We start from the raw sequence: 21687 nt of genomic DNA, 5'->3' as shown, positions 1-21687 counted from the left end.
GGAAGTTGTCGGAATTGCGCAGGGGCGTCGACGGCGCGGTCATCGCCCCCGGAGACCTCGGATACGACGAAGTTCGCCGGGTGTGGAATGCCGAAGTCGACCGTAGGCCGCTGTTCGTCGCCCGGCCGAACACCGCTGTAGACGTCCGGTCCGTCGTCGAGTTCTCAGCCAGGCGGGGGATACCGCTGGCAGTGCGAGGCGGTGGGCACAGCCATGCCGGTTTCGGGACCGCCGATGGCGCCGCCGTGCTTGACCTGCGCTCGCTGGGCGGTGTGCGCGTCGATCCGGTGAAACGGGAGTTGGTGACTGGAGGGGGAGCGCTCTGGGGGCCGGTGGACGCCGCGACACAACTGCACCACCTGGGAGTGACTGGCGCGGACGCGCCACAGGTCGGGGTCGGAGGTGTTCTGCTCGGTGGCGGTTTCGGCTGGCTGCATCGCTTGACGGGACTTACTTGCGACAGTCTGCTCGAAGCCGACGTCGTGACGGCGAACGGCGACCTCGTCACCGCTTCTCCTGAGCGAGAGCCTGCTTTGTTCTGGGCACTTCGAGGGGGCGGGGGCAATTTCGGGGTCGTGACGCGGATGGGGTTTCGGCTGCACCCCGTGCGCGAACTGGTCGGTGGCACGCTCCTCTACCCGCTGGGTCGTGGGCGGAGTGTGCTGATGCGCTATCAGGAACTCTGTGATTCCGCTCCCGACGAACTCGCCTTGCGGGTCACCTTGATGACGGCACCGAAAGCGGGGCACATCCCGGCGGAGCTCCGTGGAAAGCCGGCGATCTCCGTCGGCATGGCGGCCTTCGGCCCACCTGGCAAGCTCGAGACAGTGAAGCGGGGGTTCCGGCCGTGTGGCCCGGCGGCGGTGGACACGGTGCGCCCGTTGACCTATGCACAACTTCAACAGCCGGTCTACGGGAAACCCGATCGCCTGCGTGCCGACGGTCACAGTTCGTTCTTCGCGCGGCTGGACGAGCAAACCATCGACGCTTTTCTCGATCTGGCCGAAAGGTTTCCCAGCCCTCAGACGATGCTCCAGGTTCAGCACCTCGGGGGTGCGATCAGCCGTCTCGGTGCCGCGGACACGGCCTTTTCGTTCCGGCACGCGACCCATCTCGTGGCCTGCAACGTGCTGGCCGTTCGCGACGCGACGTCTGTTCCGCTGCGTTCGTGGACCATGACTGCGGCAAAGGCCATCCGGCGGCACGAATTGGGCGGGCCCTACGTGAATTTCGTGAACGGTGGAGAACCCGCAAAGGAACTTCATGCGGCGTATTCACCGGTCACGTATCGACGACTCGCTCAGGTCAAGGCCGAATACGACCCGGACAACCTGTTCCGGTTCAACGTCAATATCGGCACCACCTGATTTCTGCATGTCGCAAGAGCAGAGGAGGCATGATGACACGGGACCTGTCCCTTGCCGATCGGGTCGCCGTGGTCACCGGTGGTGGACGCGGGATAGGTGCGGCCTCGGCCATCGCGCTCGCCGAGGCTGGAGCCGACGTCGTGATTTCCGCCCGTTCCACGGTGGAACTCCACGAGGTGCGGGCCAGGATCGAAAGCGCGGGTCGTCGCGCCTTGGTCGTCGCCGCGGATCTGAGCGATGGGGATGAGGCATCAGGACTGGTGGAACAGGCGGTGCTTTCCTTCGGACGCTTGGATGTCGTGGTCAACAACGTGGGTGCCGCGATGAAGATCAAGCCGTTCAGTGAGCTCACTCCCGGCGACCTCCAGGCCGCTTTCGCTTTCAACGTCGGCACGGCGCACGCGGTCACCCGCGCGGCCGTTCCGTACTTGCTCGAAGGAACGGGCACCGTCGTGAACATCACCTCGACGGTGGGCAGGGTCGGAGGCCGGGGATGGCTTGCCTACGGGACAGCGAAGGCCGCACTCGCTCATTACACCAGATTGGCGGCGTACGACCTCGCGCCTCGGATCCGAGTGAACGCCGTTTCACCCGGGGTCATCGACACCTTGCCTCTGCGGCCGCTTTTGACCGATACCGAGCGCCGGCGAGAAGTGGAAGAAGCCACACCCATGCGGAAAATCGGCAGTCCCGAGGACGTCGCGGCAGCGGTTCTATACCTCGCTTCGCCCGCCTCGGCCTTCGTCACCGGGAAGATCATCGAGGTCGACGGGGGAGTAAACGACGTGCCGGTTCGACTGGGATTTCCGGATCTTTAGGCGGAAGCAGGGAAACGATGAACTCATCGAAAACAGTACCGACGCCGGTTCGTCTTCCTTCGCTCACGGGGTTGCGTTTCTTGGCGGCGTTTCTTGTCTTTTTCTGTCATTCTTCCATGCAGGGCTTCTATGGTGATCGGGACGTTGCGAAGGTACTCGCGGGTTTGGGTATCGGAGCTGGTTGGCTGGGTGTGTCGTTCTTCTTCGTGCTCAGCGGTTTCGTACTCACCTGGTCGGCGAGGCCGGATGATTCGGCATGGCGGTTCTGGCTGCGGCGGCTCGTGAAGATTTACCCGAACCATCTCGTCGTCTGGATTTCGGCGATCGTGCTGGCGCTGATTTTGGGTGCAAACGGGGAGATCACCGTCGGAAAAACAGTGCCCAGCCTCTTCCTCGTGCATGCCTGGGTTCCCGACGTCGAGGTGATCAATGCCTTGTCCGTGCCGAGTTGGTCTCTCAGTTGCGAAGTGTTGTTCTACCTGTGCTTTCCGCTTTTGCTGCGTTTGGTGAATCGGATCGATGTGCGGCGGCTGTGGCTGGCCGCGGGTGGCGTGGCCTTGCTTATCCCGCTCATCCCAGCCCTGTCCGAGGTGTTCCTGCCACGAGAGCCGAAAATGCCCTGGTTTCCGATGTCGGTGTGGGACTACTGGGCGGTGTACACGTTTCCGTGTGTCCGGCTTCTCGAGTTCGCCCTCGGTGTTCTCCTGGCGAGGATCGTGGTGACGAATCGATGGATCGACATACCGGTCGTACCTGCCGTCGGAGCGCTGGTGGTGGGCTGCGTCGTGCAATGGATGATGGTCCCTTCATCCTGGGCGATGGTCGTACCCACGGTGATCCCGCTCGCTTTGGTGATCGGCGCCTTTGCCGCGGCCGACGCGCGAGGACGGGTCACCTTCCTTTGCGGGAGGCCCATGACCTGGCTGGGCCGGATCTCGTTCGCCATGTATCTGATACACCTAGTGGTGCTGCATTTCGGTGGCATGATCGTCGGCAAGGCATGGAGTACGCCGGCCGCGCTGGCGCTCCAGGTGCTTTTCCTGGCGATTACTGTGGGACTCTCGTGGCTCCTGTACTCGACCGTCGAAAAGCCGATGGTGCTGCGCTTGGGTGTCCGGGAACTGACCCCAAGGGTGTGAAAGCCTCTTCTCTGGATTTGATCGTTATCTGGCTGTTCGCAAAGTGAATCCGTCTTGATTTTGCGTGGGTACCAGTTTGTGAACCCCGGCAAAGTTCGGGTTCACGACTTGCGCGTCTATTGCAATGCGAACGTCCGACAGTGTGCGGGAACGTTGACGACGTGGTTGCCTGCTCGACTGTGCCGCTGATCGACGGCGAGTCAGTCCACCGGGGATGCGTCAATGAACAGGTACGTGAGTACACGGCTCACGGATCTTGCGCCCACGTTGGAACCTGCGGTCACTTGGCCGGGCAGGCCAGCGAGCGCGTACCCTCGAAGGCCAGTAGCCGTGTTAGTGCAAGTCGGACGGCTACTGGCCTCGGGAACTGCAGAGGGGCCTTCACGCGCAAACCTCAGGCGCGGGAGACGAGTTCCTTGAGGAGGGTGCCCATACGGGTGGCGGACTGGCGGCCCGCCTCCAGGACCTCTTCGTGGTTCAGCGGTTCCCCGGTCATCCCGGCCGCCAGGTTGGTCACCAGCGAAAGCCCGAACACCTCGACCCCGGCGGCGCGGGCGGCGATGGCCTCCAGCACCGTCGACATGCCGACGAGGTCGGCGCCGAGCGTCCGCAGCATGTGGATCTCCGCCGGGGTCTCGAAATGCGGCCCGGTGAGTCCCGCGTAGACGCCCTCCTCCAGCGAAGGGTCGATTTCGCGCGCGATGTCGCGCAGCCGCTTCGAGTAGAGATCCGTCAGGTCGACGAAGTTCGCGCCGACGATCGGCGAGCGCGCGGTCAGGTTGAGGTGGTCGGAGATCAGCACCGGCTGCCCGACGCGGAAGCCCTCGCGCAGGCCGCCCGCGGCGTTGGTCAGCAGCACCGTCTTGGCGCCCGCCGCCGCGGCGGTGCGCACGTTGTGCACTACCGGGTCGATGCCCTTGCCCTCGTAGAAATGCGTGCGGCCCAGCATGATCAGCGCGTGCTTCTCGCCGACGCGGACCGACCGGGCGGTTCCCCCGTGCCCGACCGCGCCCGGCGCGACGAATCCGGGCAGTTCGCCCAGCGGGATCTCCGCCTCGGGCTCCCCGATGACGTCCGCCGCCGGGCGCCAGCCCGAACCGAGCACGACGGCGATGTCGTGCTTCTCGACGCCGGTGCGCTCGGCGATGGCGGCGGCCGCCGCGACCTCGTTCTCACTCATGCGACGAGCGTATCCGGGCAGTGCGCACGAGCAGGAACGCCACCAGCCCGAACGGGGACAGGAAGATCGTGAGCGCCAGGATCGGGCCGGTCACCAGTGGATGGATCCGGTGCTCGCGTGATTCGAGGTACATCCAGCGCGCGATGAACAGGTCGAAGGCGATCAGGTGCGCCCAGATCGTGGCCGCCCCGTACGGCGTGCCGGTGAACGCGCTGAGCGCGCCGAGGTCCGGCCTGCTGACCGCCGTCCAGAGTTCGCCGAGATGCGCGAGGGCGAGCGCGAAGTACGGGATCAGCGGCAGCAGCGGCGTCCAGGGCGAGGACATGATCCGGCGGGTCCACGACCAGCCCGGAAGGAAGATCATCAGCAGCCAGAACGGCGTCGCCAGCGGGAAGGTCCAGGTGAACAGGGTCTCGACGCTCATCGCAGCGAGGCCTCCAGCTCCCGGTCCTTCGCCGGCCGCCCGATCGCGATCAGCCCGCTGACCGCGACGCCCGCGATGAGCAGGGCGAAGGCGGTCAGGGTCTGGTCGTCGGGGGCGACGATCGACTGGCCGCGCAGGGCCTGCCAGGTGAGCAACGCGAGAAGGCCCGCGTAGCCGACGCCGGCGATCACCACCAGCCGCAGCCTGACGACGTCGTCGCGGAGCCGAGGGTAGCGCGCGGCCAGGACGCCGAGGGCGAGCGCGAGCAGCGGAAGCGCCTGGAGTCCGTGCAGGCCGAGGAAATGCGGGATCCGCAGGTCGCCGCCGACCGTGCTCCAGCCGAGGATCGGCAGGCCGGGGCCGCCGTCGGGGAGGCCGACGGTGTGCGCGCCGATCATCGCGGACTGGCCGGTCGCGTCGAGCAGGGCCTGCTGGTCCGGGGTCGGGCCGCTCATCAGCGTGGCCAGCGAGATCCCGATCATGCCGAGGACCGCGCCGATCCGGGCCGCCCACGCCGTCGCGCGGTCGGGGAGCCGGGTGAACAGGACGGCGATCGTCAGGACGAGGTTGACCGCCCACAGCACGGCGATCATCCCGCCCATGACCTGGAAGATCGTGTTGTCCAGCGGGGTCGCGTTGTTGAAGTGGCTCGCGCGGACGCGGGAGGCCTGGAACACCACCAGCACGTACTCGGCCGTGAAGATCACGACGAGCACGTTCGTCAGCACGCTCGCCGTCCGCCGGAACTTCGGCAGCAGCGAGACGAGCCAGCTCCAGCTGAAGAAGTACAGCGTGGCGGAGACGGCGAATTTGAACGGTTTCGCCCAGAGCGGCGCGCCGCTCAGCGTTCGCTGGTCGATCAGCATGGCCAGGACGCACAGCACGGTGATCACGGCGAAGGCCTGGGCGCAGCGATACGAACCGCGGTGCCAGGTGCGGGTTCTCACGCGGAGATCGGTCAAGATGGTCATGGATCCCTCCCAAAATGGATAGTCAAGCTCTCCGTTATGGGAAGCTAAACTATCCATCCTGAGAAGTCTTCAGGGATGACCCTTGAACCGTCCCCGAGATCGGAGAGCTCACGCGTGCGGATGGCCGAACTGAGCGAGAAAGCCGGGGTACCGGTCGCCACGATCAAGTACTACCTGCGGGAAGGACTGCTCCCGCCGGGCGAGCGGACCAGTCCCAACCAGGCGAAGTACGACGACGGGCACGTCCAGCGGATCAAGCTGATCAGGGCGCTGATGGACGTCGGTGGCCTTTCGCTCGCGACGGTCGGCGAGGTGCTCGCCGCGGTCGACGGCGGGGAAGCCGGCCCTCACCACGTCCTCGGCATCGCCCAGCAGGGCATCACGAGCTCTCGCCAGGTCGTCGACGAGGAAAGCCGGGAATGGGCGCTCGCCACGGTCCGGGACCTCGCCGAGCGCCGCGGCTGGCCGTGCAAGGAAGACGACGACCTGGTCATCCAGGCACTGGTCGGCGTCCTGTGCGCGATCCGGGAGGTCGGGCACGGCTGGTACCTCGACAAACTCGACGCCTACGCCGAGATCGCCGACCGGACGGCCGACCTGGACCTCGAAGGCATCGCCGGGATCGAGTCGCTGGAGCAGATCATCGAGATCGCCGTCGTGGAGACCGTTCTGGGCGACAGGCTGCTCTCTGTGTTGCGGCGGCTGGCGCAACAGCGTGCTTCGAAGGCGTACTTCGCCCGGCTAGCCTCCGACAGGAGCTGAAGGGGACTTGCCTTCATCTCACGCTGTGAGGTGCTTGCCTCACTTCGCATGCGGGGGAAGTCCCGTTCAGCCGCGTCCGGCTAGCCGTTGACGATGAGTGACAGCGCGATGTGGCTCGGTGGATGGACTCGGCAAACGGTGGGCCGTGACAGGTGTGTGGAAATAGGGACGTTGACCGTCCCTATTTCCACACACCTGTCATACATGCCCCACCCGCCTCTGAAGGCGTACTTCGCCCGGCTAGCCGTCGACGATGAGTGACAGCGCGACCGGTTCGAAGATCCCGGTCTTCGCGGAGTTCTCCTGCTCGATCGGCGAGGTCACCGAGAGGATCCACAGGTCCGTGCCACCGCTGAACAGGTCCATGTACGTCGTGCGCGTGATGCTCTCGTTCACGGCGTCCCTGTTCCCGGAGGCGCGCTCGGTCGTCCGGTAGGTGTACCGCTGGCTGCCGTCGCCCCGGCCGGGCACGGTCGTGGGACCGCCGATGGGGGCGATCTCCGGATGCTGGCTCTTCAGCCAGCTGAAGTAGGCGGGTGGCGGGCTGTCGGCCAGGAAACCGCTCAGCCGCTCGACCCGGATGACCTGGCGGCCGTCGGGTGAGACGTACTGGACCACGGTGCTCGGCACACCCCTGGTGATGTGCGGTGCGACGAACTTCTGCCAGCCTTCCGGGACGCCGATGCTGAACCGGCCGCCCTTGATGCCGTTCACCGTGCTGGCGTCACCCTGCTGCGTGATCAGTTTCGGCGGCGGCTGGGTGACGATCGTGTCGCCCTGCTGCACCTTTTCCGGCGGCCGCAGGTCCTGTCCGCCGACGGCCCTGGCCAGCACGAACCCGCCTCCCGCGGCAACCAGGAAGAGGATGGCCGACGCGAGCGCCAGCAGCACGGTGCCCACCGGGGACCGGCCCGGCCGGCGAGGCGCCACCGGCGTGACGGTCGGCATCGGCGCGAGTTCGCCGGGAGGCGCCGGTGCGGGCCGGTTCAGGAACGGCAGCGGGCCGGGGTCGGCGGCGAGTTCGGAACTCGTGCCCTCGCCCGGCTTCTCCGGTGCGACCGGCTTGATCACCTGGGTGTCGGTCGCGTCCAGGTGCGCGGTGGTCTTCTTGCCGTCGGGCGTGTGGAACAGCTCGGCGGGGAAGAGGTCGATGAGCGTCTTGGCCTGCAACGGGTACAGGCGGCGTCGCACCTCGCGCAGGGTGATCCGCTTCGACGGCTCCTTCTTCATGAGCGCGCCGATCACGTCGGCCAGCGGACCGGGGCCGGGCTTCGGCACCTTCCCGTTGACGACCTTGCCGACCGTTTCGAGCGGGTCGCCGTCGGCGTCGTAGGGCGGCGAGCCTTCGATGGCGGCGAACAGCGTCGCGCCGAGCCCCCACAGATCGGCGGCGGGGACGACAGCGCCGCCGGAGGCGACTTCGGGCGCGATGTAGGCGGGTGAGCCCAGCATCATCCCGGTGCGGGTCATGGTGGCTTCGGAGACGTTGCGCGCGATGCCGAAGTCGGTGAGCTTGATGCGGCCGTCACCCGCGACGAGGACGTTCCCCGGTTTGACGTCACGGTGGGTGATCCCGGCGGCGTGCGCGGCTTCGAGCGCGGACGCCACCGCGATGCCGACCGCCGCCGCCTGCTCGACCGTCAGCGGCCCGTGGTCGCGCAGGATGTGCGCGAGGCTGCGCGACGGCAGCAGTTCCATGACCACGAACGGTTCGTCGTTCTCGCGCGCGACATCGTGCAAGATGATCACGTTCGGGTGACTCAGGACCGCGATCGCCCGGGCTTCGCGCAGGGTCCGTTCGCGCAGTTCGTCGGCCTGTGAGGTCGGGACGCCGGGTGGGAGGCGGACCTCTTTGACCGCGACCGGACGGTGCAGGAACTCGTCGTAGGCCGACCAGACCGTGCCCATCGATCCTGAACCGATGACCGAGCGCAACCGGTATCGCCCGGCGACTACACGCTTCTCGTCGCCGGGACTCTCGCTGGACTCGGTGGTGTCGGACGGCACGGCCCAATTGTGTCGTATGCCCGCGTGACGGACCTATGCGCCGTGCCCTGTCGGAGTGAACGGGTGTACCCGGAACACGCCGTCGGCGCAGCGGCTCGGCGTCGGGGCTCGTGAGTGGTGAGGACGGTTAGAACCGTCCTCACCACTCACGAGGCTGGGCGCGACTAGCGTCACAGGTGATGCCACTTGAGGGCCGTTAGCATCGATGGTTATGACGGAAGTGGCCGAGACGGAGTCAGTGCCGACCCCTGGCGAGCCCGACGCGCCCGAGGAGTTGAAGCTCGCGGCGGAGTTCCCGGAAGCGAGCCGCGACCAGTGGCGGGAACTCGTCGCCGGTGTGCTGCGCAAGAGCGGCGCCATCGACGAGTCGTTCGACGGCCCGCCCGAGAGCAAGCTGGTCACCCGGACGTATGACGGCCTGGAGATCCAGCCGCTCTACACCGCCGATGACACGGTCGGTGGCACAGGGTTCCCCGGTCTTCCGCCGTTCGTGAGAAGCGCCCGGCCCGAGGGCGCGGTGACGACCGGCTGGGACATCCGTGCCCGGTACGCGCGCCGTGACGCCAAGGCCACGAACGCCGCGATCCTCGCCGACCTCGAAGGCGGCGTCAGCTCGATCTGGCTGCGCGCAGGCGCGACCGGGGTCCCCGTCGCCGATCTGGCCGACGCGCTGAACGAGGTCTACGTCGACCTCGCGCCCGTCATCCTCGACGCGGGTGAGGAGTACGAGGCCGCCGCGAACGAGTTGCTCGCCCTCTTCGCCGAACGCGAGATCCCGGCGAGCGCGGTCACCGCGACCCTCGGCGCCGACCCGATCGGGTTGACCGCGCGCACCGGCTCGGCGCATCCGCTCGCCCCCGCCGCGGAATTGGCGGCGCGCGTCGCCGCCAGTCATCCGAAGGTGCGGACGATCGTCGCCGACGGCCTGCCGTTCCACGAGGCGGGCGGCTCGGACGCGCAGGAACTCGGCGCGACCATCGCCGCGGGCGTCGCGTACCTGCGGGCGCTCACCGAAGCGGGGCTGGACGTCGACACCGCCGCGAACCAGCTCGAATTCCGGCTCGCCGCCACGGCCGACCAGTTCCTCACGATCGCCAAGTTCCGTGCCGCGCGGCGCCTGTGGGCCCGCGTCACCGAGGTCTCCGGTGGCAAAGGCGCGGGCATGCGGCAGCACGCGGTCACCTCGCCCGCGATGCTGACCCAGCGCGACCCGTGGGTGAACATGCTGCGGACCACGCTCGCCTGCTTCGGTGCCGGGGTCGGTGGCGCGGACGCGATCACCGTGCTCCCGTTCGACGCCGCGATCGGCCAGCCGGACGCGTTCTCCGCGCGGATCGCGCGCAATACGCACGCCGTCCTGCTGGAGGAGTCCAAACTGGCCGGTGTCATCGACCCGGCAGGCGGCTCCTGGTACGTCGAGAACCTCACCGAAGACCTGGCCAAGGCAGCATGGCGCGAATTCACCGCCATCGAGGCGGCGGGCGGGATCGAGGCCGAACTGACCTCCGGCGCGCTCGCCGGACGGCTCGCCGAGACCTGGGAGAAGCGGTCGAAGCGGATCGGGACCCGTCGCGATCCGATCACCGGCGTGAGCGAATTCCCCAACCTGACGGAAAAAGCGGTCGTCCGCGACCCCGTCGAAGATCTGCCGGGCGGCGGCCTTCCCCGGTACCGGTACGCCGAGGCCTTCGAGGCCCTGCGGGACCGGGCGGACGCGCACCCCAGCCGTCCTCGCGTCTTCCTCGCCACGCTCGGCCCGGTCGCGGCGCACACCGCGCGGGCGAGTTTCGCGGCGAACCTGTTCCAAGCGGGCGGGATCGAGGCCGTGAACCCCGGCGCTCCCGAGGACATCCCAGCCGTCGTCGCGGAATTCTTGGCCAGTGGAACGAAGATCGCCTGTCTCTGCGGAAGCAACGCTTCCTACGCGGAGGAAGCCGACAGCGTCGCGAAGGCGCTGAAGGAAGCGGGCGCCACGTCTGTGCTTCTCGCCGGAAAACCCGGCGACCACCCGGACGTCACGGGCTACCTCTACACGGGCTGTGACGCCCTGGAAATCCTGACCGGCACGTTGAACGAGCTCGGAGTGCAGTGATGACCATCCCGAACTTCGCCGGAATCGAGCTTGGCAGCCCAGACCCTGCCGACCGTCCTCAATGGACCGAAGCACTGCACGCCGCCACCGGCAAGGGCCCCGACGCGCTCGCGTGGGAGACACCGGAGGGCATCGGCGTCAAGCCGGTGTACACCGCCGACGACCTGTCCGGAGTGGACTTCCTCGGGACGTATCCCGGCGTCGCGCCGTATCTGCGCGGCCCGTACCCGACGATGTACGTCAACCAGCCGTGGACCATCCGCCAGTACGCGGGTTTCTCCACCGCGGAGGAATCGAACGCGTTTTACCGCCGTAACCTCGCCGCGGGCCAGAAGGGCCTCTCGGTCGCCTTCGACCTCGCGACGCACCGCGGCTACGACTCCGACCACCCGCGCGTCGCCGGTGACGTCGGCATGGCGGGTGTAGCCATCGACTCGATCTACGACATGCGCCAGCTCTTCGACGGCATCCCGCTCGACAAGATGAGCGTTTCGATGACCATGAACGGCGCCGTCCTGCCGGTGCTCGCGCTGTACGTCGTCGCGGCCGAGGAACAGGGTGTCACGCCGGACAAACTGGCCGGGACCATCCAGAACGACATCCTCAAGGAGTTCATGGTCCGCAACACCTACATCTACCCGCCGCAGCCGTCGATGCGGATCATCTCGGACATCTTCTCGTTCACCTCGCGGAACATGCCGAAGTACAACTCGATCTCCATTTCCGGCTACCACATGCAGGAAGCCGGGGCGACCGCCGATCTGGAGCTGGCGTACACGCTCGCGGACGGGGTCGAGTACCTCCGCGCCGGTGTCGAAGCCGGGCTGGACGTCGACAAGTTCGCGCCGCGCCTGTCCTTCTTCTGGGCGATCGGGATGAACTTCTTCATGGAGGTCGCGAAGCTCCGCGCGGCGCGGCTCCTGTGGGCGAAGCTCGTGAAGGGCTTCGAACCGAAGAGCGGCAAGTCGTTGAGCCTCCGCACGCATTCGCAGACCTCCGGCTGGTCCCTGACCGCGCAGGACGTCTACAACAACGTCGTCCGCACCTGCGTCGAGGCGATGGCGGCGACCCAGGGCCACACGCAGTCGTTGCACACCAACGCCCTCGACGAGGCCCTGGCCCTGCCGACCGACTTCTCCGCGCGCATCGCGCGGAACACGCAGTTGCTGCTGCAGCAGGAATCCGGTACCACACGCGTCATCGACCCGTGGGGTGGCAGCGCGTTCGTCGAGAAGCTGACCTACGACCTCGCGCGCAAGGCGTGGGGCCACATCACCGAGGTCGAGCAGGCGGGCGGGATGGCGAAGGCGATCGACGCCGGCATCCCCAAGCTGCGCATCGAGGAGGCCGCGGCGCGGACGCAGGCGCGGATCGACTCCGGCCGCCAGCCGGTGATCGGCGTCAACAAGTACCAGGTCGCCAGCGAAGACCCAGCCGAGCAGATCGAAGTGCTCAAAATCGACAACGCCGGCGTGCGCGCGCAGCAGCTGGAGAAACTGCGGCGGCTGCGCGAAGAGCGAGACGAGGACGCGACGCAGGACGCCCTGCGGCGGCTCACGGCCGGTGCCCAGGCCGACGGGAACCTGCTCGCGCTCGCCATCGACGCCGCCAGGGCGAAGGCCACGGTCGGGGAGATCTCCGACTCGCTGGAGAAGATCTGGGGGCGCCACTCCGGTCAGATTCGTACCATCTCCGGTGTGTACCGCGAGGAGGTCGGCAAGGCCGAGAACGTCGAGCAGGCGCGCGAACTGGTCGAAAGTTTCGCCCAGGAAGAGGGCCGCCGTCCCCGGATCCTGGTCGCGAAGATGGGCCAGGACGGCCACGACCGCGGCCAGAAGGTGATCGCGACCGGCTTCGCCGACATCGGCTTCGACGTCGACGTCGGCCCGCTGTTCTCCACCCCCGGCGAGGTCGCGCGGCAGGCGATCGAGGCGGACGTGCACGTGATCGGCGTTTCGTCGCTGGCGGCGGGACACCTCTCACTGGTCCCCGCGCTGCGCGCCGAGCTCGCCGACCAGGGCCGTGAGGACATCATCGTCGTGGTCGGCGGCGTCATCCCGCCGCAGGACTACGAGGAACTGCGCGCGGCCGGCGCGGCGGCGATCTTCGGCCCCGGCACGGTCATCGCCGACGCGGCGATCGACCTCATCGGACAGCTGACCGCACAGGAGTCCTGAGCGTTGCCGCGCAAGATCGACGTCGGGGAGCTGGCCAAGGGCGTCCTCGCGGGTGACCGGGGCGTGCTGTCGCGGGCGATCACGCTCGTCGAATCGAACCGCGACGACCACCGGGCGCAGGCGCAGGAGCTGCTCGTCGAGCTGCTCCCGCACGCGGGTGGCGCGCAACGGGTCGGCATCACCGGCGTCCCCGGTGTCGGCAAGTCGACCTTCATCGACCAGCTCGGCACGGATCTGACCGAGGCCGGGCACAAGGTCGCCGTGCTGGCCGTCGACCCGTCGTCGACGCGGACCGGCGGCTCGATCCTGGGCGACAAGACCCGGATGGCACGGCTCGCGGTGGATCCGAAGGCGTTCATCCGCCCTTCGCCGACTTCGGGCACGCTCGGCGGTGTCGCGCGGGCGACCCGCGAAACGATCGTGCTGATGGAAGCCGCCGGGTACGACATCGTGCTGGTCGAGACCGTCGGGGTCGGGCAGTCCGAGGTGACCGTGGCGAACATGGTCGACTGCTTCCTGTTCCTGACCCTGGCCCGCACCGGCGACCAGCTGCAGGGAATCAAGAAGGGCGTCCTCGAACTGGCGGACGTCATCGCGGTCAACAAGGCCGACGGCGACCACGAACGCGACGCGAAACGCGCGGCCCGCGAGCTCTCCGGCGCGTTGCGGATGATCTACGGACGTGACGCGGTGTGGACGCCTCCGGTGCTGACCTGCAGCGCGCTCACCGACGTCGGACTCGACGAGGTGTGGGCCGAAATCGGCCGTCACCGTGACGTTTTGACCGCCTCGGGCGAACTGGACGGGCGGCGACGGCGGCAGCAGGTGGAGTGGACCTGGTCGATGGTCCGCGAACAGCTGCTCGGGCGGCTCGCCGCGCATCCGGATGTGCGAGCGGTCGTTCCGGACGTCGAACGGGCGGTCCGGGACGGTGAGCTGACCCCGACGCTGGCCGCGCAGCGGATTCTGGAGGCGTTCTCCGGTCCTCCGCGTGGCGGCTGACGCGGGAACCCGGCAGAGTGCAGAATCGGATCCGCGCTACGCCGACGAAAGGGAGTCATGCCGAAAAGGTCTCGTCTCGGGCAGCTGGCCGGGCTGGTCGCCGCCGGGCTGGTCGTCTGCGCGCCCGCCGCGCAGGCCGTTGAGATCCAGGCGTCCGCGCCGGTGATCGCGCAGGCAGCGGCGGTCAACGAGGTGCCGTCGCAGGCGCCCCCGGGGCCGGTGCTCGACCCCGCCGAGACCGACAAGGCCAACAGCCAGGAGACCAAGAACAAGGTCATCGCGGGCATCGCCGCGGCCATCCTGCTGGGCCTGGTGATCCTCGGCCGTCGCTCCCGTGCCAAGAAGAAGAAGTCCTGAACCGCTACCGGTAAGTAGAAGGACTCTCCGCTTAGCCCGGGCAGAACTCTCACAGCCGTTCATCGCAGATCCGCTACCGGCCGTCTAGGGCTCGATCACTCGGCGAGCGGCTTGTCATCTGCATGGTGCACGATCTATCGCAAATGCGTATCACAGATCGAACGGCACCCAGCGTGCTTTCAGCGACCACTCGTACGGTGGTAGACGAAGGTGACTGGGTAGCGGGAGGAGGTGCGGCGTGACGGTGCTCGATTCACGTCCGGACATTCCAGGCGACCCCGAGGGTCGCGTCGTTGCCCCTATGGAGGCGTCCACCGCGCTGATCTCCGAGGTCGGCGTCAGCATGGCACCTGTGCATGATCTGGGTGCCGGGCGCGGCCCCTTCTGGCTCGACGACTGGCTCCGCGCGAACTCCACCGACGTCGTCGCGTGGCGTCGTCACATCCACGCGCACCCGGAGCTCTCCCGCCACGAGTTCGCCACGACCGAAATGGTCATGTCCCTGCTCCGCTCGGTCGGGCTCAAGCCATGGGTGCTCCCCACGGGCACCGGCGTGGTCTGCGACATCGGCAGCGGCGACCGCTGTGTCGCGCTGCGCGCCGACATGGACGCCCTGCCGCTGACCGAGGCCACCGGGCTCCCGTACGCCTCCAAGACCGACGGCGCCGCGCACATGTGCGGTCACGACGCGCACACCGCGATCCTCCTGGGCGCGGCGCGGGCGCTGGCGGGCGCGCCGGAGCTGCCGGGCCGCGTACGGCTGATCTTCCAGCCCGCCGAGGAGGTCATGCCAGGCGGTGCGCTGGACATGATCGCCGCCGGCGCGATGGAAGGCGTCGAGCGGATCTACGGGCTGCACTGCGACCCGCGGCTAGAGGTCGGCAAGGTCGGCCTGCGCGAAGGCGCGCTGACGTCGGCCGCCGACCTCATCGAGCTGCGGCTCACCTCGCCGGGCGGGCACACCTCGCGGCCGCATCTGACCGCGGACCTGGTGCACGCGCTCGGCACCGTGATCACGTCGCTGCCCGCGGTGCTCTCGCGCCGTGTCGACCCGCGATCCGGGACCGTGCTGGTCTGGGGCGCGGTGCACGCCGGGCAGGCCGCCAACGCCGTCCCGCAGGACGGGGTGCTGCGCGGCACGCTCCGCACCGCGGACCACGAGGTCTGGACGATGCTGGAGCCGCTCGTCGCGTCTTCGGTGGAGTCGCTGCTCGCGCCGACCGGTGTCGGGTTCTCCCTCGACTACCGCCGCGGCGTGCCGCCGGTCGTCTCCGATCCGGAGTCCCACGCGCTGATGCGGGCCGGGGTGGAGGCCGCGCTGGGCGAGGCCGCCGTGGCCGGAACCGAGCAGTCGTCCGGTGGTGAGGACTTCGGGTGGTACCTGGAGCACGTCCAGGGCGCTTTCGCGCGCCTCGGCGTGTGGTCCGGCGAAGGCCCGATGGCCGACATCCACCGGCCGACCTTCACCCTCGACGAGCGTTCGCTCCTGTGCGGTGTCCGCACGCTGGTCCACACGGCCTTGGCCACCCTGGCCTGAGTTCCGCCTCCGATCACGCGAGTTCCGTCTTCAATCACGCAAGTTCCGTCCCTGTGCGCGGATGTTCGCCCTAACGGGTCCGAGCGTCCGCGAACAGGGTTATCCACAGGCTGGGCGAGTTATCCACAGCTCAGGAAAACGGGTCTTCCCAAGGCCGATCTGATCTTCGATTCTCGAAGACGTGATCAACTGGGGAGGACGTCATGGGGTGGTCTCGCGTAGTGAGGCCGACAGGATCTTGGGGCGGCGAGCCGTCCTCGAAGGGCTGGCATGTGGTGTGCTGGCGCAGCCGTGGCGAGGCGTGGTCGTCCGTGCGGCGGATTTGCTCAAGTTGCCGACTCTGGCACAGGCGGCACTGCTCGCGGTCGGCGGCCCCGCGGTGCTTTCCGGCGCCACATCTCTTGCCCTGCATGGGATTTCGGCCGTGGACGGCACGACGGTCCACCTGACGGTTCCCTACTCGAGACGGGTCGAATCGAGGTCGGGACTCGTGGTGCACAGGGCGGAATTTCACCCGTCCGATGTCCTCGAACTAGACGGGCTTCCGGTGTTCTCGCTGGATCGTGCGCTGGCCGACCACCTCTGCGACGGTGACAAGCGAACAGCGTTCGCCGCGCTCGAAGAGGCGCTGCACAACCTCGCGCCGAACCACCGGGGAGTCCTGCACACCAACGTGCGGGATCGCCTCCTCGACCGCCGCGACCGACGAGGTATCCACAGGGCGCAGATTCTGCTCGCGCTCGCTACGGGCGAGGCGGAATCTCCGTCGGAGAGCATCCTTCGCTTGATCGTCGTGGAGGCCGGGCTGCCGGTACCGGTCGCCCAGTACGAGATCGGCACCATCGATGGGCGGAGGCTTTACGTCCTCGACCTCGCGTGGCCTGAGCTGCGTATCGCCCTGGAGTACGACGGCTACGCCGCGCATGAGGGCAGACAGGGCTACGACGCGGAGCGGGATGCCCGAATGGCGGCGCGCGGGTGGATCACGATCCGCGCGACGGCGGCTGACCTGCGGGATCCGGGACGGTTGCTGGCGGAGTTGCGCGGAGCGTTCGAGCGTCGCACGGCGCGACTCGCGTGATCGGCGCCGGGACTCGCGTGATCGAAGGCGGAACTCGCGTGATCAGCCGCTGATCCCCTGGCAGGGGCGGGTGCGGAGCGCGTCGACGTAGTCCGCGGGCGCCCCGGCGGCCTCGGCCGCGTCGGCCAGCACGCCGAGATAGCGCGCCGACGGGAGACCACCCTCATAGGCGTCCAGGACGTACAGCCACGCCAGGACGGAGCCGTCCATCGTCTGCACGCGGAGCCGGATCTTGGAGTGGATGCCCAGCTCGCCGCCTTCCCAGCGGTCGAGTCCGGGCTCGTCCAGCGAAGTGACGTCGTACAGCACCACGAAGACCCGGGAGCCCGGGTCTTCGACGATGGTCGCCAGCGCACCTTCCCAGCCGAGGTCCTCGCCGCCGAAGGTCAGCCTCCAGCCCTCCAGCCAGCCGGTGCCGGCCATGGGCGAGTGCGGAGCGCGCTCCAGCATCTGGGCGGGCTCCATATTGGATCCATACGCGGCATACAACGGCACGGCGACAGCCTAGCGACCCGTCGGTCACCCGGCTGGACGTACATGCCGTGTCCGGCCACTCAATCCGCCCAGCGGTCGCCCGCGTACGGTAAACGCAGTCACAGACACCACAGCGAGGAGGAGACCAGTGACCAAGATCGTGATCATGGGCGGAGGCCCCGCCGGTTACGAAGCGGCACTGGTCGCGGCCCAGCACGGAGCCGACGTCACCATCGTCGAACGTGACGGTCTCGGCGGCGCGTGCGTGCTCTACGACTGTGTCCCGTCGAAGACGTTCATCGCCTCTTCCGGCGCGCTCGCGAACATGCACGACCTCCGCGAACTCGGCATCAACACCGACATGGCCGACACCAGCGTCGACCTGCCGACCGTCCACGGCCGGGTGAAGGGCCTCGCGCTCGCGCAGTCCGCCGACATCCGCGCCCGTGTCCAGCGTGAGGGCGTCCGCGTCGTCATCGGCCAGGCCCGCTTCGACGACGAAGAGGCCGGGCTCGCCACGCACAAGGTCGCCGTCACCGCCCCCGATGGTTCGACCGAGGTGCTCGACGCCGACGTCGTCCTCATCTCGACCGGCGCCACCCCGCGGGTGCTGCCCGGCGCCGTGCCGGACGGCGAGCGCATCCTCGACTGGCGCCAGCTCTACGATCTGCGCGAACTGCCCGAGCACCTGGCCGTCATCGGTTCTGGTGTCACCGGCGCCGAGTTCGCCTCGGCCTACACCGAGATGGGCGTCAAGGTCACCGTCGTGTCCAGCCGCGACCGCGTGCTCCCGCACGAGGACGCCGACGCCGCAGCCGTGCTCGAGGAGGTCTTCTCCCAGCGCGGCACCACGGTCGTCAAACAGGCCCGCGCCGACAAGGTCGTGCGTACCGAAAAGGGCGTCGAGATCCACCTCGCCGACGGCCGCGTGATCGAAGCCAGCCACGCGCTGATGACCGTCGGTTCGGTGCCCAACACCGCCGACATCGGCCTGGAGAAGGTCGGCATCGAGCCCGGCCCCGGCGGCTTCATCGGCGTCGACCGTGTTTCCCGCACCAGCGCGCCCGGGATCTACGCCGCCGGCGACTGCACCGGGGTGCTCATGCTCGCTTCCGTGGCCAGCATGCAGGGCCGCATCGCGATGTGGCACGCGCTCGGCGAGGGTGTCGCGCCGATCAAGCTCAAGACCGTCGCCGCCAACGTGTTCACCCACCCCGAGATCGCGACCGTCGGCATCAGCCAGCAGGCGATCGACTCGGGTGAGGTGCCCGCCCGCACCATCATGCTCCCGCTCGCGACGAACGCCCGCGCGAAGATGGAAGGCCTGCGACGCGGTTTCGTGAAGCTGTTCTGCCGCCCCGCCACCGGCGTGGTCGTCGGTGGGGTGGTCGTGGCGCCGACGGCGAGCGAACTCATCCTTCCCATCGCGCTCGCCGTCCAGAACCAGCTCACAGTGGAACACCTGGCACTGACATTTTCGGTGTACCCGTCGCTGTCGGGGTCGATCACCGAGGCGGGCCGCCAGCTGATGCGCCACGACGACTTGGACTGATCGCCTCCGGCGAAGCAACCCTCGCGGGGGTGCCCGCGTCTAGCGCATGTCGGTGTTTCGTTGACAGCTAGGGGTTTTTCGTGATTCGCAGGGTTCTCGCCGGAGTGGTGGCGATCGGCGCGGCGGTGCTGGCGGGGTCGTCGCCCGGTCTCGCTCAACAACCCCAACCGGATCCCGGTGTCACGGTTCAGCTCAACGACGACACGGCCTACGAACTGGGGCTCGTCAACAAGTACGTGCACGGCGACTCCAACGTGGCGCTGGCGCAATGCCCCGGCGGCGACGGACTGAAGGCGCCGACGTCGACGACGTTCTCTTCGCCGGTGCTGAGCATCGGGAAGTACGACTACGGCCCGCTCATCGGGGTCCCGGCGAATGTCAGCGCCGACGTCGAACTCAAGGAGGGCACGGCGCCCGGCAGCTACCCGCTGACCGTCAATTGCAACGGAAAGTCTTATGCGGCAACGTTTTCCGTGCCCGCCCGGCAGGTGAGCGCGGTGCCGTCCGGTGCCGCTCACGCGGGTGACGGCAGCATGGCGTCCTGAGTTTGTCTCGTGAGTGGTAAGGACGGTTAGAACCGTCCTTACCACTCACGAGCCCCACCGCGTACTGGCCGGCCATGTGCCCCCCCCGCCACGTTTACCTTACCCCTCGATAACCGCCTCCGGATCTGGTCCGGGGGCGGTTTTTCTTTGCCCGGGTTTCGCGACCTTTTCGTGATGAAACCAGGCAACCTGACCCCAGGCCGAGGCGTCATGAGGGTGTCGGAAAACAGAGAGAACCGCCACTGGGGGAAACAGGGGCGCGGGATTTTTCTTTTCCGATTTCCATTCACATCATTTTTCAGGGGTAATCCAATGAAGCGCACCGTCATGCTCGCCGCCGGTACCGTCGCCGGTTTCGTTCTTCTCGCTCCGGGCGTCGCCCTCGCGACTTCTCCGTCGGCGACTCCTCCGTCGTCTCCCTCCGCTTCGCCGTCCCCCACGCCCAGCGAAGACCCGGACGGTCCCGGGCCGCACGCGTCGCCGGTCGGGATTCTCAAGGACCTGACCGTCTCGCCCGCCAAGGGCAAGCCCGGCGACCAGGTAAAGCTGGACTTCAACTGCGCCACCCGCGGCAACGAGTTCGGCCCGAAGGTCACTTCGGCGGCCCTCACCGTCAACTCCACGAAGTGGTCCGCGACGGTCAAGGACATCAAGCCGGGCAAGTACCCGGTGACGCTGACCTGCTGGGGCCAGAAGTCGACGGTCACCTTCGAGGTGCTCGGCAAGAAGAACCAGGTCGCGAAGGTGCCGGCCGGTGCCCCGCAGACCGGCGGCACCGAGGGGCCCGCCGACTACACCGGCGTCCTCGCCGCCGTCGGCGGCGGCCTCGCGCTGGTCGCGGGCGGGGTCGGCATCACGGCGTACCGTCGTCGTGCGGCACGGGCGTAGCGATCGCGATCATTTCGTGACCTGGGCGGGCAACCGTCCGGTCGCGCGTGGCGTCAGGCAGGCGTGGGGGTGAACGGCGAGCCGGTCCCGGTCTGGGGGCCGGGACCGGCTCAGTCGCCGCTGCACCGTTTCACTACAGGGGTGAACATGAAGTCGACATGGTGGCGGGGGCCCCGGGCACCGCTGGTGCTCGCGGTCGTCCTGCTGGCCGTACTGGCGACGCTGGCGTTCGTCCTGTCCGGTCCGGGGGAGACCGGCCAGGCCGCGCCGCAGGTGCCCGCGAGCCAGGCGGAAACGCCGTCGGCCGAGCCGGGTGAGTCCGGTGCGCCGGCCGACGGAGGGGGCGCGGTCGAGGGGATGCCGAAGGCCGATCCGGTCTCGATCGACGTGCCGAAGATCGAGGCGAAGTCCAGCCTGGTCCCGCTGGGGCTCAACGCGGACAACACCGTAGAGGTGCCGCCGGTGACCCAGCCGATGCAGGCGGGCTGGTACGAGAACGGGCCGACCCCGGGGGAGGTCGGGCCTTCGGTGATCCTCGGGCACGTGGACGGGAACAAGCAGAAGGGCATCTTCTTCCGGCTGAAGGAACTGGCGCCCGGCGACAAGGTCTCGATCGCCCGCAAGGACGGCACGACGGCCGAGTTCGCGGTCACGAAGGTCGAGCGGGTGGCGAAGGACAAGTTCCCGACGGACGCCGTGTACGGCGACACCACCGAGCCGGAACTGCGGCTCATCACCTGCGGCGGGGTCTTCGACAAGGCGTCGCGCAACTATCTCGACAACATCATCGTCTTCGCTCGGCTGATCGCGAGGTGAGCTCCAGCGCGGTCGCCGGACTCGGCGAGGTGAAGTCGATGGTGCTGGACCACGTCGGGAAGTTCGAGGTCACCTCGGAGGATCCGCTGATTTTCGGCGCCGTCGCGCACATCGACGACAAGGCGCGCCCGGCTTCGGGCCGTCATTTCCACACACCCGCCTCGTTCTGACTGTGTGGATTTGATTCGTCTGGTGATCAGAAATGCACACGGTCATCAGCGCCTCCTCACCATTCCCGAGTCTTTCGATCGGCAAAGGCAACCTAGTCCCATTCCCGGGAGTGTCGCGCCAGGGCAGGCTTTGGAATTCACAGCCAGTTGCTATGGCACGCACCGCGGTGACGTCCGCGGGCCTCGCCGGTCCTGTCACGCTCGAACTGCCCGCCGCCGGCGGGACGGCGACCGTCGAGTTCGAAATCGTCTGCCTGCCGCCCAGCAGCGCACCGTCGTCGAGCACGGGCGCGGTCCTCCCGGCCGCGTTGACGAAGCCGTGCGGCGG

General features: G+C 68.1%; 20 protein-coding genes. 15 read left to right on the top strand and 5 right to left on the bottom strand.

Annotation, left to right across the window (positions count from 1 at the left end; all coding sequences use genetic code 11):
- The first annotated feature begins 80 nt into the window (after positions 1 to 80).
- From H074_RS20505 to H074_RS20495, 3 genes are read left to right on the top strand one after another with little or no spacing between them, the layout of a single operon-like run.
- Positions 81 to 1367: an FAD-binding oxidoreductase gene (locus H074_RS20505; RefSeq protein ID WP_235096833.1), complete on the top strand. Its 1287-nt coding sequence runs from the start codon at positions 81 to 83 to the stop codon at positions 1365 to 1367.
- Between the two features lie 29 nt (positions 1368 to 1396).
- Positions 1397 to 2185: a glucose 1-dehydrogenase gene (locus H074_RS20500; protein WP_007031969.1), complete on the top strand. Its 789-nt coding sequence runs from the start codon at positions 1397 to 1399 to the stop codon at positions 2183 to 2185.
- 17 nt (positions 2186 to 2202) lie between these two features.
- On the top strand, positions 2203 to 3324 hold the full coding sequence (locus H074_RS20495) for an acyltransferase family protein (protein WP_063705424.1): 1122 nt from the start codon (positions 2203 to 2205) through the stop codon (positions 3322 to 3324).
- Between the two features lie 394 nt (positions 3325 to 3718).
- Here the strand turns inward: H074_RS20495 and H074_RS20490 are convergent, their stop codons facing one another.
- Genes H074_RS20490 through H074_RS20480 form a run of 3 tightly spaced genes read right to left on the bottom strand, consistent with a single transcriptional unit; the run spans position 3719 to position 5899 of the window.
- Complete coding sequence (locus H074_RS20490) at positions 3719 to 4504, bottom strand: purine-nucleoside phosphorylase (RefSeq protein ID WP_007031967.1); 786 nt, start codon at positions 4502 to 4504, stop codon at positions 3719 to 3721.
- Entirely contained in the window at positions 4497 to 4928 is a 432-nt protein-coding gene (locus tag H074_RS20485; RefSeq protein WP_007031966.1) for an ABA4-like family protein, read from the bottom strand. Before H074_RS20485 ends, H074_RS20490 begins: the two co-directional genes overlap by 8 nt.
- Complete coding sequence (locus H074_RS20480) at positions 4925 to 5899, bottom strand: hypothetical protein (RefSeq protein ID WP_007031965.1); 975 nt, start codon at positions 5897 to 5899, stop codon at positions 4925 to 4927. The genes H074_RS20485 and H074_RS20480 overlap by 4 nt, the downstream gene beginning before the upstream one ends.
- Before the next feature lie 75 nt (positions 5900 to 5974).
- Between H074_RS20480 and H074_RS20475 the strand changes: the two genes are divergently transcribed.
- Positions 5975 to 6661, top strand: coding sequence for a MerR family transcriptional regulator (locus H074_RS20475; RefSeq protein ID WP_152521462.1), 687 nt, complete (start codon positions 5975 to 5977; stop codon positions 6659 to 6661).
- 240 nt (positions 6662 to 6901) lie between these two features.
- Here the strand turns inward: H074_RS20475 and H074_RS20470 are convergent, their stop codons facing one another.
- A complete protein-coding gene (locus H074_RS20470) occupies positions 6902 to 8668 on the bottom strand; it encodes a serine/threonine-protein kinase (protein ID WP_007031963.1) in 1767 nt (588 codons plus the stop codon).
- A 211-nt stretch (positions 8669 to 8879) separates the two neighbouring features.
- Here H074_RS20470 and H074_RS20465 point away from each other — a divergent pair, with 211 nt between their 5' ends.
- The 6 genes from H074_RS20465 to H074_RS20440 all read left to right on the top strand — a co-directional run bounded on the left by H074_RS20465 (position 8880) and on the right by H074_RS20440 (position 16914).
- Positions 8880 to 10760: a methylmalonyl-CoA mutase family protein gene (locus H074_RS20465; RefSeq protein ID WP_007031962.1), complete on the top strand. Its 1881-nt coding sequence runs from the start codon at positions 8880 to 8882 to the stop codon at positions 10758 to 10760.
- The gene (gene scpA, locus H074_RS20460) at positions 10760 to 12937 is read left to right on the top strand and encodes a methylmalonyl-CoA mutase (RefSeq protein ID WP_007031961.1); all 2178 of its coding nucleotides are present in this window, start codon (positions 10760 to 10762) and stop codon (positions 12935 to 12937) included. The genes H074_RS20465 and scpA overlap by 1 nt, the downstream gene beginning before the upstream one ends.
- 3 nt (positions 12938 to 12940) lie before the next feature.
- On the top strand, positions 12941 to 13939 hold the full coding sequence (meaB, locus tag H074_RS20455; protein WP_007031960.1) for a methylmalonyl Co-A mutase-associated GTPase MeaB: 999 nt from the start codon (positions 12941 to 12943) through the stop codon (positions 13937 to 13939).
- A 57-nt stretch (positions 13940 to 13996) separates the two neighbouring features.
- Entirely contained in the window at positions 13997 to 14296 is a 300-nt protein-coding gene (locus H074_RS20450; RefSeq protein ID WP_007031959.1) for a hypothetical protein, read from the top strand.
- A gap of 238 nt (positions 14297 to 14534) precedes the next feature.
- Positions 14535 to 15833 carry an amidohydrolase gene (locus tag H074_RS20445; protein WP_083920459.1) on the top strand — a complete coding sequence of 433 codons (1299 nt, stop codon included), beginning with the start codon at positions 14535 to 14537 and terminating at the stop codon, positions 15831 to 15833.
- A 238-nt stretch (positions 15834 to 16071) separates the two neighbouring features.
- Positions 16072 to 16914, top strand: a complete 843-nt coding sequence (locus tag H074_RS20440) for an endonuclease domain-containing protein (protein WP_051071967.1) — start codon at positions 16072 to 16074, stop codon at positions 16912 to 16914.
- Between the two features lie 42 nt (positions 16915 to 16956).
- Here H074_RS20440 and H074_RS20435 read toward each other — a convergent pair whose 3' ends face one another.
- Complete coding sequence (locus tag H074_RS20435) at positions 16957 to 17409, bottom strand: gamma-glutamylcyclotransferase family protein (protein ID WP_007031956.1); 453 nt, start codon at positions 17407 to 17409, stop codon at positions 16957 to 16959.
- 127 nt (positions 17410 to 17536) lie between these two features.
- Between H074_RS20435 and H074_RS20430 the strand changes: the two genes are divergently transcribed.
- The 5 genes from H074_RS20430 to H074_RS41050 all read left to right on the top strand — a co-directional run bounded on the left by H074_RS20430 (position 17537) and on the right by H074_RS41050 (position 21359).
- On the top strand, positions 17537 to 18940 hold the full coding sequence (locus H074_RS20430; RefSeq protein ID WP_007031955.1) for an NAD(P)H-quinone dehydrogenase: 1404 nt from the start codon (positions 17537 to 17539) through the stop codon (positions 18938 to 18940).
- A 104-nt stretch (positions 18941 to 19044) separates the two neighbouring features.
- Positions 19045 to 19485, top strand: coding sequence for a hypothetical protein (locus H074_RS20425; RefSeq protein WP_007031954.1), 441 nt, complete (start codon positions 19045 to 19047; stop codon positions 19483 to 19485).
- A 312-nt stretch (positions 19486 to 19797) separates the two neighbouring features.
- The gene (locus tag H074_RS20420; RefSeq protein ID WP_007031953.1) at positions 19798 to 20373 is read left to right on the top strand and encodes a hypothetical protein; all 576 of its coding nucleotides are present in this window, start codon (positions 19798 to 19800) and stop codon (positions 20371 to 20373) included.
- A 147-nt stretch (positions 20374 to 20520) separates the two neighbouring features.
- Entirely contained in the window at positions 20521 to 21189 is a 669-nt protein-coding gene (locus tag H074_RS20415; RefSeq protein WP_039923032.1) for a class F sortase, read from the top strand.
- A complete protein-coding gene (locus H074_RS41050; protein WP_167333174.1) occupies positions 21186 to 21359 on the top strand; it encodes a hypothetical protein in 174 nt (57 codons plus the stop codon). Before H074_RS20415 ends, H074_RS41050 begins: the two co-directional genes overlap by 4 nt.
- Positions 21360 to 21687: the final 328 nt, after the last annotated feature.

Source organism: Amycolatopsis decaplanina DSM 44594 (assembly GCF_000342005.1).
Classification (GTDB): Bacteria; Actinomycetota; Actinomycetes; order Mycobacteriales; family Pseudonocardiaceae; genus Amycolatopsis; species Amycolatopsis decaplanina.
This window is presented reverse-complemented; position numbering and strand designations above follow the sequence as displayed.